The organism is Actinoallomurus sp. NPDC050550 (genome assembly GCF_040655075.1).
Lineage (GTDB): Bacteria > Actinomycetota > Actinomycetes > Streptosporangiales > Streptosporangiaceae > Actinoallomurus.
Genome location: NZ_JBFAJC010000002.1, coordinates 80,009 through 94,014, shown reverse-complemented (window position 1 = coordinate 94,014; position 14,006 = coordinate 80,009). Strand labels below are relative to the sequence as shown.

15 protein-coding genes are annotated in these 14,006 nt (G+C 72.3%); 7 read left to right on the top strand and 8 right to left on the bottom strand.

The window, feature by feature from the left end:
- The first annotated feature begins 18 nt into the window (after positions 1–18).
- Together AB0I04_RS02730 and AB0I04_RS02725 are read left to right on the top strand one after the other, a co-directional pair.
- The gene (locus AB0I04_RS02730) at positions 19–1,080 is read left to right on the top strand and encodes a polyprenyl synthetase family protein (RefSeq protein WP_360877869.1); all 1,062 of its coding nucleotides are present in this window, start codon (positions 19–21) and stop codon (positions 1,078–1,080) included.
- A 96-nt stretch (positions 1,081–1,176) separates the two neighbouring features.
- Positions 1,177–1,347, top strand: coding sequence for a hypothetical protein (locus AB0I04_RS02725; protein WP_360877866.1), 171 nt, complete (start codon positions 1,177–1,179; stop codon positions 1,345–1,347).
- A 118-nt stretch (positions 1,348–1,465) separates the two neighbouring features.
- Here the strand turns inward: AB0I04_RS02725 and AB0I04_RS02720 are convergent, their stop codons facing one another.
- The 5 genes from AB0I04_RS02720 to AB0I04_RS02700 all read right to left on the bottom strand — a co-directional run bounded on the left by AB0I04_RS02720 (position 1,466) and on the right by AB0I04_RS02700 (position 4,896).
- A complete protein-coding gene (locus tag AB0I04_RS02720) occupies positions 1,466–1,888 on the bottom strand; it encodes a hypothetical protein (protein WP_360877863.1) in 423 nt (140 codons plus the stop codon).
- Between the two features lie 264 nt (positions 1,889–2,152).
- A complete protein-coding gene (locus AB0I04_RS02715; protein WP_360878844.1) occupies positions 2,153–2,320 on the bottom strand; it encodes a hypothetical protein in 168 nt (55 codons plus the stop codon).
- Between the two features lie 254 nt (positions 2,321–2,574).
- Positions 2,575–3,258, bottom strand: coding sequence for a thiamine phosphate synthase (thiE, locus tag AB0I04_RS02710; protein WP_360877860.1), 684 nt, complete (start codon positions 3,256–3,258; stop codon positions 2,575–2,577).
- Positions 3,259–3,310: 52 nt separating this feature from the next.
- On the bottom strand, positions 3,311–3,688 hold the full coding sequence (locus tag AB0I04_RS02705; RefSeq protein WP_360877857.1) for an Rv2175c family DNA-binding protein: 378 nt from the start codon (positions 3,686–3,688) through the stop codon (positions 3,311–3,313).
- A gap of 41 nt (positions 3,689–3,729) precedes the next feature.
- The gene (locus AB0I04_RS02700) at positions 3,730–4,896 is read right to left on the bottom strand and encodes an FAD-dependent oxidoreductase (RefSeq protein WP_360877854.1); all 1,167 of its coding nucleotides are present in this window, start codon (positions 4,894–4,896) and stop codon (positions 3,730–3,732) included.
- A gap of 148 nt (positions 4,897–5,044) precedes the next feature.
- Between AB0I04_RS02700 and thiO the strand changes: the two genes are divergently transcribed.
- The 5 genes from thiO (at position 5,045) to AB0I04_RS02675 (ending at position 10,535) form a co-directional block, all read left to right on the top strand.
- Positions 5,045–6,160, top strand: a complete 1,116-nt coding sequence (gene thiO / locus AB0I04_RS02695) for a glycine oxidase ThiO (RefSeq protein WP_360877851.1) — start codon at positions 5,045–5,047, stop codon at positions 6,158–6,160.
- On the top strand, positions 6,157–6,357 hold the full coding sequence (thiS, locus tag AB0I04_RS02690; RefSeq protein WP_360877848.1) for a sulfur carrier protein ThiS: 201 nt from the start codon (positions 6,157–6,159) through the stop codon (positions 6,355–6,357). Before thiO ends, thiS begins: the two co-directional genes overlap by 4 nt.
- Before the next feature lies 1 nt (position 6,358).
- Positions 6,359–7,288, top strand: coding sequence for a thiazole synthase (locus tag AB0I04_RS02685; RefSeq protein ID WP_360877846.1), 930 nt, complete (start codon positions 6,359–6,361; stop codon positions 7,286–7,288).
- Between the two features lie 239 nt (positions 7,289–7,527).
- Positions 7,528–9,552, top strand: coding sequence for a Stk1 family PASTA domain-containing Ser/Thr kinase (pknB, locus tag AB0I04_RS02680; RefSeq protein WP_360877843.1), 2,025 nt, complete (start codon positions 7,528–7,530; stop codon positions 9,550–9,552).
- Positions 9,553–9,671: 119 nt separating this feature from the next.
- Entirely contained in the window at positions 9,672–10,535 is an 864-nt protein-coding gene (locus AB0I04_RS02675) for a deoxyribonuclease IV (RefSeq protein ID WP_360877840.1), read from the top strand.
- 589 nt (positions 10,536–11,124) lie between these two features.
- Here the strand turns inward: AB0I04_RS02675 and AB0I04_RS02670 are convergent.
- The 3 genes from AB0I04_RS02670 to AB0I04_RS02660 all read right to left on the bottom strand — a co-directional run bounded on the left by AB0I04_RS02670 (position 11,125) and on the right by AB0I04_RS02660 (position 13,993).
- Entirely contained in the window at positions 11,125–12,822 is a 1,698-nt protein-coding gene (locus AB0I04_RS02670; RefSeq protein ID WP_360877837.1) for a cation acetate symporter, read from the bottom strand.
- A 66-nt stretch (positions 12,823–12,888) separates the two neighbouring features.
- Positions 12,889–13,239 (bottom strand): hypothetical protein, encoded by a 351-nt coding sequence (locus AB0I04_RS02665; RefSeq protein WP_360877834.1) that lies wholly within the window; start codon positions 13,237–13,239, stop codon positions 12,889–12,891.
- Positions 13,232–13,993: a LytTR family DNA-binding domain-containing protein gene (locus tag AB0I04_RS02660; RefSeq protein ID WP_360877831.1), complete on the bottom strand. Its 762-nt coding sequence runs from the start codon at positions 13,991–13,993 to the stop codon at positions 13,232–13,234. Before AB0I04_RS02660 ends, AB0I04_RS02665 begins: the two co-directional genes overlap by 8 nt.
- Between the last annotated feature and the right edge of the window lie 13 nt (positions 13,994–14,006).

The window sequence follows — 14,006 nt, the reverse complement described above, 5'->3', positions numbered from 1 at the left end:
CCCACTAGTCTCAATCGTATGACCCCCAGTCGCGTTCGTAAGGAGGTCGACGCGGCGCTGTACGCCTTCGTCGACCGGCAGCGCCCCGTACTGAGCGATGTCGGCTACGACCTGACCCCCATGCTGACCGCGCTCGACGCGCTGCTGGCCGGAGGGAAGCGGCTGCGGCCGGCGTTCTGCTACTGGGGCTGGCGCGGCTCGGGCGGCGAGGACCGGCCGGAGATCGTCGCGGCGGCGGCCTCGCTCGAGCTCCTGCAGGCGAGCGCGCTGATCCACGACGACGTGATGGACGGCAGCGACACGCGGCGCGGTCAGCCCGCCGCCCACCGCCGGTTCGAGGCGCTGCACGCCGAGTCGGGCTGGCGCGGCTCGGCCGAGGCGTTCGGCGCGGGCGCGGCGATCCTCCTCGGCGACGTGTGCCTGTCCTGGTGCGACGAGATGTTCCAGGGCAGCGGCCTGTCACCGGAGGCGCTGCTCCGTGGACGGCCCATCTTCGACGTCATGCGCACCGAGGTGATGTGCGGGCAGTACCTCGACCTCGTCGGGCAGGCGCGGGGGTCGGGAGCGGACGGCCGGGCCATGGTGGAGGCGGCGCTGCGGGTCGTCCGGTTCAAGGCCGCCAAGTACACCGTCGAGCGGCCGTTGCAGCTGGGTGCGGCGCTGGCCGGTTCCGGGGCGATGGCGGAGCTGTCCGCGTACGGCATGCCGCTGGGGATCGCGTTCCAGCTGCGCGACGACGTCCTGGGGGTGTTCGGGGATCCGGCCGAGACCGGCAAGCCCGCGGGCGACGACCTGCGCGAGGGCAAGCGAACCGTCCTGATCGCGCTGACCCTCGAGCGGGCGGATCCGGCGCAGGCGTCGACCGTGGAGCGGCTGCTGGGCGACCCCGCGCTCGGTCCCGACGGGGTGGAGCGGCTCCGATCGGTCATCGTGGAGACAGGTGCGCTGGACGCCTGCGAGCGGATGATCGAGCGGTACGCCGACGAGGCGTCCAGCGCGCTGGCGAGCGCGCCGCTCACGGCGGAGGCCCGCGCGGCCCTGTCGGAGCTGACGATCGCCGCCACGGCCCGCAAGGTCTGACCCCTCCTGACCTGGACCTCCGTACAAGATCCAGATTCGCCGGACAAGCGAGGTTTAGGTGGCTAAGAATGAGGGCATGACAAACCGATTGCACGCATGAAGCTCGACACGCCGTACCCGCCGCGTATCGCCGAACCCGTGGCCCGAGTGTGCGCTTCCGCGCCCGCGCCGCGACGGAGCCCCCGCAGCCGGAGACTGATTCTCGCGCTGGCCTTGGTGGCGGTCGCCGGGTTCCTGCTGGGCCTGGGCCTGCCGGCCCATCCCTGAATCTCACCTGACGCGGCGGCGCGTTCCCCGAGCAGACGCCGGCCAGACCGGCCATCAACCCGACACAACGAAGAGCCCCCGGAGAGCGGTCCGGGGGCTCCTGTCATGCGGGGAGGGCTCAGAACACGCGCTTGGGCGTGACGTGCACCAGCTTGCCCTTACCGAGCTTCAGCGTCACCTCGGTAGCCGCCGTCTTGAAGAGGCCGCCCTTGGGGTTCAGCGGGTTCAGCGCGAAGCGCCCGGGGCGAACCGGGACGAGGCGGGTGGCGACGGCCTTCTTGCCCTTGTAGACCTTGATCGTGAGCAGAACCGTGGCCTTGGACTTGTTGAGGCCCTTGGCGGTCACGACCGTGGTCTTGGCCGCGAAGGTGACGGTCCCGTCGACCCGCGCGGTGGCCTTCTTCGCGGCGTTGGAGACGTGGTACCGCTTGGTGACCGGCTTGGTCGGCTTGGCGGTGGCGGCCTCGGCGGTGCCGGCGGCGCCCATGAGGGCGACGCCCGACACGATCGTGGCGGCGATCGTCTTGTGGACGAGCGACATGCGCTTCTCCTTGCGTGAAAGGGGATTCGGCCGTGTCCCGGGCGACCCTTGCCCGCGGCCGGACGCGAAGTTACAAGCTCTTTGATCTTGCTGGAAGACCTTGCAGCGAAGTTGAGCCCGGAGTCCCCTACTAAGAAGACCGAAATAGTCCGAAAAACTCATCGCCCAAGCCCGTCGGACCTCGTGAAGAGGGTGAATCACGGGCTCCCGCGCCGGCGGCGGGAGAATGGTCAGGGGGACTCTGGCGCGCTCGGGCCGGGTCTGCTACCAGTGCGGCGGGCGGTCCTCCTGCAGGCGGGCGTCGTCGTCATCGTCCAGGGAGTAACCGCCCCAGCCGAGCTCGGACTCGTCGCGCGTCTGGTCGGGCAGCACCGCCAGATCGTCGTCGTCGGCCAGCTCAACGAAGCGCTCATCGTCAGGGTTGCCGATCACGCGTCCCATTGTCGCGCATCGCACGGGTGCTCCGAGCCCGAGTCGGCCGGGGCACGTCGCCATCCCGAGGGCGGGGGCCGCCCCGGGCGGCCGGAAGCCGGCACCCCGAAGACGGCCGGACCGCCCGGGGGTCAGCCTGGCCGACGTCCCGGAGGCAGCGGCCCCAAAGCGCTCGGCCTGGCCGCCGTCCCGCAGGCAGCGGCCCCAAAGCGCTCGGCCTGGCCGCGGTCACGGAGACGACGATCCCCAGGACGTCAGAACACCGGGTCGGCGGCGTGGAGGCGGCGGGCGAACCCGGCCGCGGCGGCGCGCGGATCGTCCGCTTCGGTGATCGCGCGGACCACGACGACGCGGCGGGCCCCCGCCGTGAGCACCTGGTCGAGGTTGCCGGCGTCGATGCCGCCGATCGCGAACCACGGGCGGGTGAAGCGGTGCCCGGCCACGTACTCGAGCAGGCCGAGTCCGGGCGCCGGACGGCCCGGCTTCGTCGGCGTCGGCCATGTCGGGCCCGCGCAGAAGTAGTCGACGCCGGGCTCGGCGGCGGCGGCCGACGCCTGCGCCTCCGAGTGGGTCGACCGGCCGATGAGCACGTCCTGGCCGACGACGGCACGCGCGGCCGGGACCGGGAGGTCGTCCTGCCCCAGGTGGAGCACGTCCGCGCGTACGGCGTGGGCGATGTCGGCCCGGTCGTTGACCGCCAGGAGCGCGCCGTGCTTGTCGCAGGCCGCGCGGAAGGCCGAGAGATACTCGATCTCCTGCCGCGCCTCCAGGCCCTTCTGCCGGAGCTGCACGATGTCGACGCCGCCGGCGAGGGCCGCGTCCAGGAAATCCTCCAGGTCGCCCTGGGACTCCCGTGCGTCCGTACAGAGGTAGAGGCGGGCCCGGTCGAGCCGGGCCCGCAGGGTCACGGCGCGTTCAGAGGGCAGGTGACTGGGCACTGGGTGGCCTTTCGGTCATTCCGCGGGCACCCCGCCACCCGCCCTGAACGGATCAGAGAGCGAGCGCCTGGGCGCGCCGGTTGATCTCCTTGACGCGGTGCTGGGTGAGCGCCTGGACGGGCGTGCCCGGTAGCGAGGCATCCTCGGTGAACAGCCAGCGCAGCGCTTCGACGCTGTCGAAGCCGGAGTCGGCGAGCACCGTGAGGGTGCTCTGGAGTCCCTTCAGCGGCTGGTCGCCGGAGATGAACGCCGCCGGGACGCAGAGGCCATCGGCCCGCTGCACCCCCAGGAGCTTGTGGTCGCGTAGTAGCTGCTTCACTCGCTTGAGATCGAGGCCCAGCCTGTCGGCCACCTCGCGCAGGGTGAGCCACTCGCCCACCAGTGCGTCGGTCTTTCGGTCGATCTCGATTTCGGCAACGGTGTGCGTCACGGAACCCTGCCTACCACCTTCGGCACCTTCTGAAACCTCACTCACGGGGCAGCGTCTCTGACCGGAATGGCGGGATCCGCCAGCGCTGACCGGTCGATCCGCTTCTGAGCTGCGATGATACGCCTCGCTTGTACCAGGTCGCGCGGCCGGTCGACCGTCACGATCGCGACGAGCCGATCGCCGGTGAGCCAGCAGGCGGCCCACCCGCCCGCCGCCGGGTCCCCGCGCCAGATCATGGTGTCGGCGACCGGATGATGCCCGGCGTACTGCACCATGTGCCCGAACTGCTCCGACCAGAAGTACGGCACCGGGTCGTAGACCCGCTCGCCGCCAAGGAGATTGGCGGCCGCGACCTCCGGGGCGTTCAGCGCGGTGTCCCAGTGCTCGACGCGCAGGCGGCGCCGGAACATCGAGGACCACCAGGCGGCGCAGTCGCCGACCGCGAACACGCCGGGGCGGCCGGTGCGCAGCCGCTCGTCAACGGCGATCCCGTCGTCGAGGGTGAGACCGGAGCCTTCCAGCCAGGCCGTCTCGGGGCGGACTCCGATGCCGGTCACGACCACGTCCGCCTCGATCGAGCCGCCGCCGGCCAGATCGAGACCGCCTCGCTCCACGGACGCGACCTTGACGCCGTGGCGGAGTTCGACTCCCGCCTCGGCGTACCAGGCCGCCGTCTTCGCGCCGACCTCGGCGCCGACGGCGGCCGCGAGTGGCGTGTCAGCGGCCTCGACCACGGTGACCCGGCAACCGGCCTTGGCCGCCGCCGTAGCGACCTCCGCGCCGATCCAGCCGGCCCCGACCACGGCCACCCGGGCGCCGGGGCGCAGGACGGCGCGGAGGACGCGGGCGTCGTCGATCGTGCGCAGCACGTGCTGCGGGCCATTGCCGGGCAGCCGGATCGGCGACGCGCCCGTCGCGATCACCAGGCCGTCGAAGCCGAGGGGCCCCGCCGTCGTCTCCAGGACGTCGGTGAGGCCGGTCACGCGGTGGCCCAGGAGCAGCTCGCAGTCGAGCGCCGTCCAGTCGGCGTCGACGGTCGTGTCGTCGACCTCGCCGCGCAGGACGGCCTTGGACAGTGGCGGCCGGTCGTACGGGCGGTGGGACTCGGCCCCGACCAGGGTCAACCGGCCTTGGTAGCCCTGTGCCCGCAGGGCCTCGACGGTCCGGACGCCCGCCAGTCCGCCACCTGCGACGATCACCCGTTCCATGGTCGTGACCTTATAGTCTGGATACGTAAGCGTAAGCGCGGGAGTCCGGCGCACCGGGCTGAGAGGGCGGCACAGCGGCCGCCGACCGCATGAGTCCACAGCGGGCTCTGGACCTGATCCGGATCATGCCGGCGAAGGGAGCGCATGCGTGCGACACGTGGTCATCGTGGGCGGCGGAGTGATCGGTCTCGGGATCGCGTGGCGATCCCTGACCCGTGGCATCCGCGTCACGGTCGTCGATCCAGAACCGGCGAGCAAGGCGTCGCGCGTCGCCGCCGGGATGCTGACCCCCGTCACCGAGCTCGGGTACGGCGAGGACGCCCTGCTGCGTCTCGGGATCGTCTCGCGCGACCGGTTCCCCTCGTTCGTCGCCGAGCTGGAGGAGGTCTCCGGCGTCGACACCGCGTTCCGGCGTGACGGGGTGCTGCAGGTCGCCCTCGACGCCGACGACCTGGCCGTCCTGGAGGAGCTGCGCCGGTTCCAGGAGTCGCTCGGCCTCGCCGCGGAGGCGCTCACCGGCCGGGAGTGCCGGCGCCGGGAGCCGATGCTGGCGCCGTCGGCGCGCGGCGGGCTCTTCGCGCCCGACGACGGCTCCGTCGATCCGCGTCGCCTCTCGGCGGCGTTGCTGGCGGCCATCGACCGGCTCGGCGGGACCCTGATCCGTGACCGCGTGGCCGAGATCCTGATCGACGACCGTGCCGCCGGCGTGCGCCTCGCCGGCGGCGACTCCCTCGCCGCCGACCAGATCGTCCTGGCCGCCGGTCCCTGGAGCCACGAGATCAAGGGGCTGCCGCCGGACGCCGTCCCCCCGGTCCGCCCGGTGAAGGGCCAGGTCGTGCGCCTGCGCAGTCCGGTTCCCTTCCTCGGCCGTACCGTCCGCGGCCTGGTGCGGGGCTCTTCGGTCTACCTGGTGCCCCGCGCCGACGGCGAGCTCGTCATCGGCGCGACCCAGGAGGAGATGGGCTACGACACGACGGTCACCGCGGGCGGGCTGTGGGAGCTGCTGCGGGACGCCCGCGAGCTGGTGCCCGGCGTGACCGAGCTGGCCTTCGAGGAGGTGAGCGCCGGCCTGCGGCCCGGCTCGCCGGACAACGCCCCGGTGCTCGGGCCGTCGTCCGTCCCCGGTCTGCTGCTCGCCACCGGTCACTTCCGCAACGGCGTGCTCCTCACCCCGGTGACCGCCGACGCCCTCGCGGAGACCATCGCGACCGGAGAGCCGCCCGAAGTCATCCGGCCGTTCTCAGCTGGAAGGTTCCACGATTGAAGATCACCGTGAATGGCGCCGAACGGGACGCCCCCGACGGGTCGTCCGTGGCGGGCGTGGTCGCGTCGCTGACCGAGCGACCGGCCGGGGTCGCCGTCGCGCTGAACGACGAGGTCGTGCCGCGCGCCGACTGGAAGACCACGATTCTGCGCGAGGCGGACCGCATCGAGGTGCTGACCGCCGTCCAGGGAGGTTGACATGCAGGAACACGCCGAAGGCGGCCCCACGGCGGCCCTCGACGCCGTGACCGGCGACCGCACCGTCGCCCGTGCCGGAGGGGATGCGGCCGACCGTGTCTCTCCCGACCAACCTGTTTTGCCCGACCAACCGGCCCCGACCGACCTCCCGGCGACCCGGCCGGAGCCGCTCGTGATCGCGGGCGAGAGCTTCGAGTCGCGGCTGATCATGGGTACGGGCGGCGTGCCGAGCATGCACGTCCTGGAAGATGCGCTGGTCGCGTCGGGCACCGAGCTGACCACCGTCGCGATGCGCCGCGTCGGTGGGGACGCCCCTGGCTCCGTGCTCGACGTGCTCCGCCGATGCGGCATCCGGATCCTGCCGAACACCGCCGGGTGCTTCACCGCGGGCGAGGCGGTGCTCACCGCCAAGCTGGCCCGGGAGGCGCTGGGGACCGACTGGGTCAAGCTCGAGGTGATCGCCGACGAGCGGACGCTGCTCCCCGACCCGATCGAGTTGCTCGACGCGGCGGAGCGGCTCGTCGACGACGGGTTCGTCGTGCTGCCGTACACCAATGACGATCCGGTGCTCGCCCGGCGGCTCGAGCAGGCCGGCTGCGCGGCGGTGATGCCGCTCGGCTCCCCCATCGGCTCCGGGCTCGGCATCCGGAACCCGCACAACATCGAGCTGATCGTCGAGCAGGCCGGGGTGCCCGTGATCCTGGACGCCGGCCTGGGAACGGCCAGCGACGCCGCCTTCGCCATGGAACTCGGCTGCGACGCCGTCCTGCTCGCGACCGCCGTCACCCGCGCCCAGTCGCCCGCGTTGATGGCCGAGGCGATGCGGCGCGCGGTGGAGGCCGGCCGGCTGGCCCGCCTCGCGGGCCGGATCCCCAAGCGCCGCTACGCCCACGCGTCCTCGCCGTGGGAGGGGCTGAGCTCAGCCGGGTGAACGGGCCGCTCTCGTGCCCCTCTCGGCCGGGTGAACCGGCCGTCCGCGTGCCCCTCGCGGCCCGGAACGCCTCCGCCTGGCGTACCGTCTAACCGGAATTCGTTCCGAAGTGGTTCGGCTCATCGGTGGCGGCTCAGCAGGCGGTTCGCCGGGGAGAATGGTCTCGATCGTACAAGGATTGATGCTTTGATCCGGAGTGATGACGAGTATGCGCCGCGATCCCTAATACACTCCCCCTGATGGATACGACGGTTGCGGACCCCCTCGTCGGGCAGGTGCTCGACGGGCGCTACCTCGTACGGTCACGTGTCGCCCGCGGAGGCATGGCCACCGTTTACGAAGGTCACGACACGAAGCTCGACCGTACGGTGGCGCTGAAGGTCATGCATGGGAACCTCGCCGGGGACGAGGAGTTCGTCCGGCGTTTCATCGGCGAGGCCAAGCACGCCGCCGCCCTGTCCCACCCGAACGTCGTCGCGGTCTATGACCAGGGCACTGACAAGGGTTATGTGTTCCTCGCGATGGAGTACGTCCCGGGGCGCACGCTGCGCGACCTTTTGACCGAGCGCGGCCGGCTGGGCCCGCGCGAGGCGCTGCAGGTGATGCAGCCGGTGCTGTCCGCACTGGGCGCCGCGCACCGCGCCGGGCTGATCCACCGTGACGTCAAACCCGAGAACGTCCTGCTGACGGCCGACGGGCAGGTCAAGGTGGCCGACTTCGGCCTGGCCCGGGCGGAGACGGCGAGCAAGCAGACCAAGACCGGCATGATCATCGGCACGGTCGGATACCTCGCCCCCGAGCAGGTCATCTCCGGTGACGCTGATGCCCGCACCGACGTCTACGCCGCGGGCATCATGCTGTTCGAGCTGCTCACCGGCCGCCAGCCCTATGACGGCGGCACACCGCTGGCCGTGGCCTACAAGCACGTCAACGAGACGGTGCCGCTGCCCTCCAGCGTCATCGTCGGCCTGCCGCCCCAACTCGACGCGCTGGTGGCGAGCGCCACCAACCGTGACCCCGCCCGCCGGCCCTCTGACGCCGACCACTTCCACGCCGCGGCCGGTGAGATCTACCGCATCCTGCCGCCGGAGGTCGACGCGGCGCTGGCCGCAGTCGCGCCGGCCCCGCCGCCTCCTCCCGCCCAGCTTCCGCCCGTCACCGGCGCCACGGCCGTCGACGGCTCGACGCAGATGTTCGGCCACCAGCCGGGCGGTTACCCGCCGCCGCACGCGGGAACCCAAGCGTTCGGCCCGCACACGATGGCGATCCAGCACCAGCCGCCGCCACCGCCTCCGGCGATGCGGGACCGGCTGCTGCGGCCGCCGGGCCTGTACGGGCTGATCGCCGCCGGTCTCGTCGTCGTGCTGCTGCTCGGCGGACTCGTGTGGTTCGAGACGGTGGGCAACAAGGAGCGCGTGCCCACGCTGGTGGGACTGTCCGAAGAACAGGCCCGCGTCAACGCCGCCAAGGTCGGGTTCAAGGTCAAGGTCGGGTCCTCGCGCTTCGACCCGAAGGTCCCCAAGGACAAGGTCGCCGAGGTCCAGCCCACCGCGGGCACCCAGGTCAAGAAGGGCACCCTGCTCACCCTGGTCCTCTCCAAGGGCAAGCAACCGGTCAAGATCCCGAGCGTCAAGGGCGACCCGGAGGACACGGCCAAGCAGAAGCTGCAGCAGGCCGGGCTCACCGTCGCCGACGACGATGACAAGCAGGGCAGCACCACCGTACCGAGCGGCTCCGTGATCAAGACGCGGCCGGCGGCCGGCACCGAGCAGAGCCCGGACGACCCGGTCACCCTCGTCGTCAGCACGGGCATGCAGATGCCCAGTCTGATCACCCTCAAGCGCGATGTCGCCGCCCAGAAGCTCGCGAAGCTGGGCCTCAATGTCCAGTGGCAGGAGCAGGACCCGGCCGACGGCCAGCAGCCGAACACCGTGGTCGACCAGAACCCTCCCGCCGGCCAGACCGTCACCCGGGGGCAGGCCGTCGTGGTCAAGGTCACCAAGGCCCAGAAGAAGTGCGCTCCCCTGGACTTCATCTGCCAGTTCCAGCAGCGCAACAACGGCGGCGGCAACGACCAGGGCGGCCAGCCGGTCCCCGTGCCCAACGTCGTCGGCCAGCCGATCGTTCAGGCGGCCCAGACGCTCATGGACAACGGCTTCCAGCCTCAGGTCACCGGCGGCCAGGCAGGCGACGTCGTCACCGGTGAGGACCCGCCCGCCAACACCCCGCTGCCGAAGGGCACCGTCGTCAAGATCTGGCACTGAACGCCGCCACCCCGGTGCACACCGGAGAGGCGGTGTCGGTCGTCGATCGGCGGCATCCGAGCCTCGCGGCGTCGGCGCTCGCCTGAGGAGCACCAACGCGGCACTAAGCTGGACCGGTCATGGCCACTGAACCCATCAATCCGATCGGGGCGCACGTTCCGGTGGCGGGCGGGCTCGCGACCGGCGGGCTGCGCTACGCCGCCGAGATCGGCGCCGAAGCCATCCAGGTGTTCGTCAGCAACCCCCGGGGCTGGGCCCGTGCGGCCGGAAAGCCCGACGAGGACCGGCGGCTGCGCGAGCACGGCGAGGAGCACGACCTGCCGGTGTTCGTGCACGCGCCGTACCTCATCAACCTCGGCTCGCCGAGCCCCGAGACCATCACCAACTCCGTCGCCTCGATCCGGCACGCCCTGCAACGCGGTGCCGCGATCGGCGCGCGCGGCGTGGTCGTGCACACCGGCTCCGCGGTGTCCCAGCCGCGCGAGGACGCCATGCGGCAGATCCGCGAGCACCTGCTGCCGCTGCTCGACGAGATCCCCGACGACGGCCCAGACCTGCTCCTGGAGCCGATGGCCGGCCAGGGCGCCATGCTGTGCGCCACCGTACGGGACCTGGGCCCGTACCTCGACGCCGTCGACCGTCACCCGCGTGCCGGCGTCTGCCTCGACACCTGTCACGCCTTCGCCGCCGGGCACGACCTGACGGCACGGGGCGGTGTGGCCGAGACCCTCGACGCGCTCGCGGAGAGCGCCGGTGACGGCCGGCTCAAACTGATCCACGCCAACGACAGCAAGGACGCCTGCGGTTCCTGCAAGGACCGGCACGAGAACATCGGCGCGGGTCTGATCGGCGCGGCTCCGTTCGCCGAACTGTTCCGCCATCCGGTGAGCCGCGGAGTGCCCCTGATCATCGAGACCCCGGGCCGCAGCGCCGAGCCGCACCGCGCCGACATCGAGACCCTCAAGAAGCTCCGCGACGCGTGAGCCTCCCGGCTCGCCTCGAGGCGCCTGGGTGAGCCTCCAGGCCCCGCTCAGGCCTTTCCGGGCGAGCCGCGCAGTCCCGCACAGGCATCTCCGGGCGAGTTCTCGCGGTCGACCTCGGGCTGAGCTTCACGGTCCCGCTCAAGCCCCTCCGGGTGAGCCCCGCAGCCCCGCCCAGGTCTCTCCGGGCGAGTTCTCGCGGTCGACCTCGGGCTGAGCTTCACGGTCCCGCTCAAGCCCCTCCGAGTGTGCCTCGCGGCCGACTGGGGCCTCTCCCTCCGTCTGCCTGACGGAGGGAGAGGCACTCGGCAGCCCGTGCGCCCGATGCAGGCACGGCCCCGGCATGAAAAAGGCCTGGGTGCCGCTGAACAACCCCCCGACCGTTCAGCAGCACCCAGGCGCGCCGCCTGGCGTCCACCCCCCCGAGTCGGAGCCTGGCGGCCGTCCCGAGAACGTTGCTGTGTCCGAAACCCTAGAGTCCCCGCGCAGCCCCGCGAAACCCATATTGGCCTTGCCTCGGCAAACGGTCAGTAGCGAGCGGTATACGTTCCGTAATCGAATGCCGAGCGGTCGGTGCGACGCGACGAACGGTTCACGGCGGCCCCTCCGACAGGAGGTTCTCGGGCAGGTGCATGCGGGCCATCGCCCGGTCCGTACGGTCGGGGATCCACCCGGGGGTGAGGAGTGAGACCGCGACCGTCACCGCGAACGCCAGCGGAACGGTGACGATCGCAGGCTGCTCCAGGAGGGTGCCCAGCCAGCCGGAGCCGGTGCCGGGGTCGCCGAGGACCCGCGCCAGCCCGGCGGCGGTGGCCGGCAAGCCGCCGGCGAGCAGTCCGGCAAGCGCGCCGGGCGGGGTGATCCGCCGCCACCACACGCCGAGGACGAGCAGGGGGCACAGCGACGAGGCCGCGACGGCGAACGAGACGGTCACCAGGGCCGCCGACTGCGGGGTGCAGGCCCAGGGCGCGAGCAGCAGCGGCACGGCCACGGCGACGAAGACGGCGGTCTGGAAGCCGCGTACGCCACCCCCGAGGCCCCGCGCGATGCTGCCCGACACGGCGACCACGACGCCGCACGACGTGGAGGTGAAGGCCGCGAACGCGCCCGTCGCGACGAGGGCGGTGAGCAGGTCGCCGCTGACGCCGGGCACGATCCGGTGCGGCAGCAGGAGCAGCGTCGCGTCGGTGTCGCCGGTCATCAGGAGTTCCGGCGTGTAGAGCCGGCCGAGCGTGCCGAACAACGCCGGGAACAGCGAGAAGACCGCCAGCATGAGGACGACGAGCCCGGCGGTGCGCCGGGCGGCGCGCCCGCACGAGTTCGTGTAGAAGCGCACCATGATCTGCGGCAGGCCCATCGTGCCGAGGATCGTCGCCAGGAGCACGGAGTAGGTGGCGGCGAGCGGATGCTGACGGCCGCCCGCGAAGGGCGTCGCCCAGCGGTCGCCGCGCAGCAGCGCGATCCGGGATGTCTGGGGCACCGCCGCGCCCGCCGGAAACCGGAGCCGGGTCCGGGCCCGTACGCGGTGCCGGCCCGCCGGGAGGCGCAGCCGCTCACCGGTGTGCCGCCGGCCGTCGAGGACGCCGGTGACCGCGACGACGGCCGGTGCCGTCAGGTGGATGCCGGCGGCGGTGTCGGCCGTCACCGTGGTCTCACGGTGGAAGTACGGGGGCCGGGCGGCGTCGGCGTCGTTCTGCAGCCGCCAGACGGCCAGGAACACGAGCGCGGGGATGGTCACGGCGGTCAGCTTCAGCCAGAACTGCACGGCTTGGACGCCGGTGATGCTGCGCACTCCGCCGGGGAGGACGAGCACGACGACGGCGGCCACCACCACGAGCCAGCCCATCCACACCGGAAGACCGCTGATCACCGCGAGGGTCACTCCGGCCCCCTGGAACTGCGGCAGCAGGTAGAACCAGCCGATGACGAGGACGCAGGCGCTGACCGCGCGGCGCACCCGCCGCGAGCCGAGCCGCCATTCGGCGAAGTCCGACAGGGTGTACGCGCCAGAGCGCCGCAGCGGGGCCGTCACGAGGGCGAGCAGCACGACGTGACCGGCGGCGGCGCCGATCGGCAGCCACAGCATGTCGGCGCCGTACGCGAGCACGAGACCGGCCATGCCGAGGAAGGCCGCCGCGGAGACGTACTCGCCGCTGATCGCCGAGGCGTTCCACCACGGCGACACCTCGCGGGCGGCGGTGTACAGGTCGGATACCTTGGCGGGCCGGCCCCGCGCCGGCACGGTCGCCAGGGAGGCGATGAGCAGGGCCATCGCGAGCATTGTGATCATGTGTTCTCCTCGCCGGGCGGCGAGTCCCACCACCTTCCGGGGGTTCGGCGTCGACACGCCCTGGGGTCACTCGTGCCGGGCCATGGCGGCGAAGTCGCGTTCGGCGCGCTCGGCGAGGCGTACGTGCCGGCGCGCGACGGCGACCCATACGACGGGGACGACCACGCACAGCACGAGCCAGGGCAGGCGCACGCCGAACAGCCGCACCCGCGACAGCGCGGGCTCCCACGCGAACAACAGCGGCAGCCCGCCGGTGATCAACGCGACGATCACGCAGGTCACGGCGGCGTGTCCGGCCTGGACGCGCATGAGCGCGCGGACGGGCGCCGCGTCGACGCGGCTCCGGTCACCGGTGACACGGCGCAGGGGCCGCCTGGAGCGTCCGCGCGGGCTGGTGACGGTGACGCGTTCACTCATCTGGCGATGGGGGCCTCTGCCGGAAGCGGCGGATGAGCAGGTCGCGCACCTCCCGGGTGTGGCGGCGGCTCACCGGCAGCAGCAGGTCGCCGACCTGCACGAGCGCGCGGCCCTCGTCGAAGCGGAGCTCGGTGATGTGCGCGGCGGCGACGAGCGTCTTGCGGTGGATCCGGATGAAGCCGGCGGTCCGCCAGCGCTCGGCGAGCGCGGCCAGCGGCATCCGGAGAAGGTAGCTGCCGTCGGCGGTGTGCAGGCGGATGTAGTCGCCCTGCGTCTCGGCGTGGGTGACGTCGGCGCGGGAGATCAGGCGGGTGCGCCCGCCGAGCTCCACCGGGATCACCTCGTCCGTCTCCGGCTCGTACGGCGTGATCTCCCGGTGGACGGCCTCGTCGACGCGGCGGACGGCCTCGCCGAGGCGGTCGGGGTCGATGGGCTTGAGGATGTAGTCGACGGCGCCGAACTCGAAGGCCGTGACGGCGAACTCGTCGTGGGCGGTGACGAAGACGATGACGGGCGGGTCGGCGAAGCCGGCGGCGAGGCGGGCGAAGTCGAGGCCGTCGAGCGCGGGCATGCAGATGTCGAGGAACACCGCGTCCAGCCGCTCACCGCTTTTCATCATCCGTCCGATCTCGCGGAGCGCCTCGGCGGCGTCGCGGGCCGGCTTGACGTGCTCGATCCGCGGGTGTCGGCGGAGCAGGTAGGTGAGCTCCTCCAGGGCGGGGGCCTCATCGTCGGCTGCGAGCACGCGAAGCATGGCAGGAGACTCC

Coding starts and splice junctions, on each gene's coding strand:
- AB0I04_RS02730 (WP_360877869.1), top strand. CDS start 19: ATGACCCCCAGTCGCGTTCGTAAGGAGGTCGACGCGGCGCTGTACGCC.
- AB0I04_RS02725 (WP_360877866.1), top strand. CDS start 1,177: ATGAAGCTCGACACGCCGTACCCGCCGCGTATCGCCGAACCCGTGGCC.
- AB0I04_RS02720 (WP_360877863.1), bottom strand. CDS start 1,888: ATGTCGCTCGTCCACAAGACGATCGCCGCCACGATCGTGTCGGGCGTC.
- AB0I04_RS02700 (WP_360877854.1), bottom strand. CDS start 4,896: ATGGAACGGGTGATCGTCGCAGGTGGCGGACTGGCGGGCGTCCGGACC.
- AB0I04_RS02685 (WP_360877846.1), top strand. CDS start 6,359: ATGCAGGAACACGCCGAAGGCGGCCCCACGGCGGCCCTCGACGCCGTG.
- pknB (WP_360877843.1), top strand. CDS start 7,528: ATGGATACGACGGTTGCGGACCCCCTCGTCGGGCAGGTGCTCGACGGG.
- AB0I04_RS02675 (WP_360877840.1), top strand. CDS start 9,672: ATGGCCACTGAACCCATCAATCCGATCGGGGCGCACGTTCCGGTGGCG.
- AB0I04_RS02670 (WP_360877837.1), bottom strand. CDS start 12,822: ATGATCACAATGCTCGCGATGGCCCTGCTCATCGCCTCCCTGGCGACC.
- AB0I04_RS02665 (WP_360877834.1), bottom strand. CDS start 13,239: ATGAGTGAACGCGTCACCGTCACCAGCCCGCGCGGACGCTCCAGGCGG.
- AB0I04_RS02660 (WP_360877831.1), bottom strand. CDS start 13,993: ATGCTTCGCGTGCTCGCAGCCGACGATGAGGCCCCCGCCCTGGAGGAG.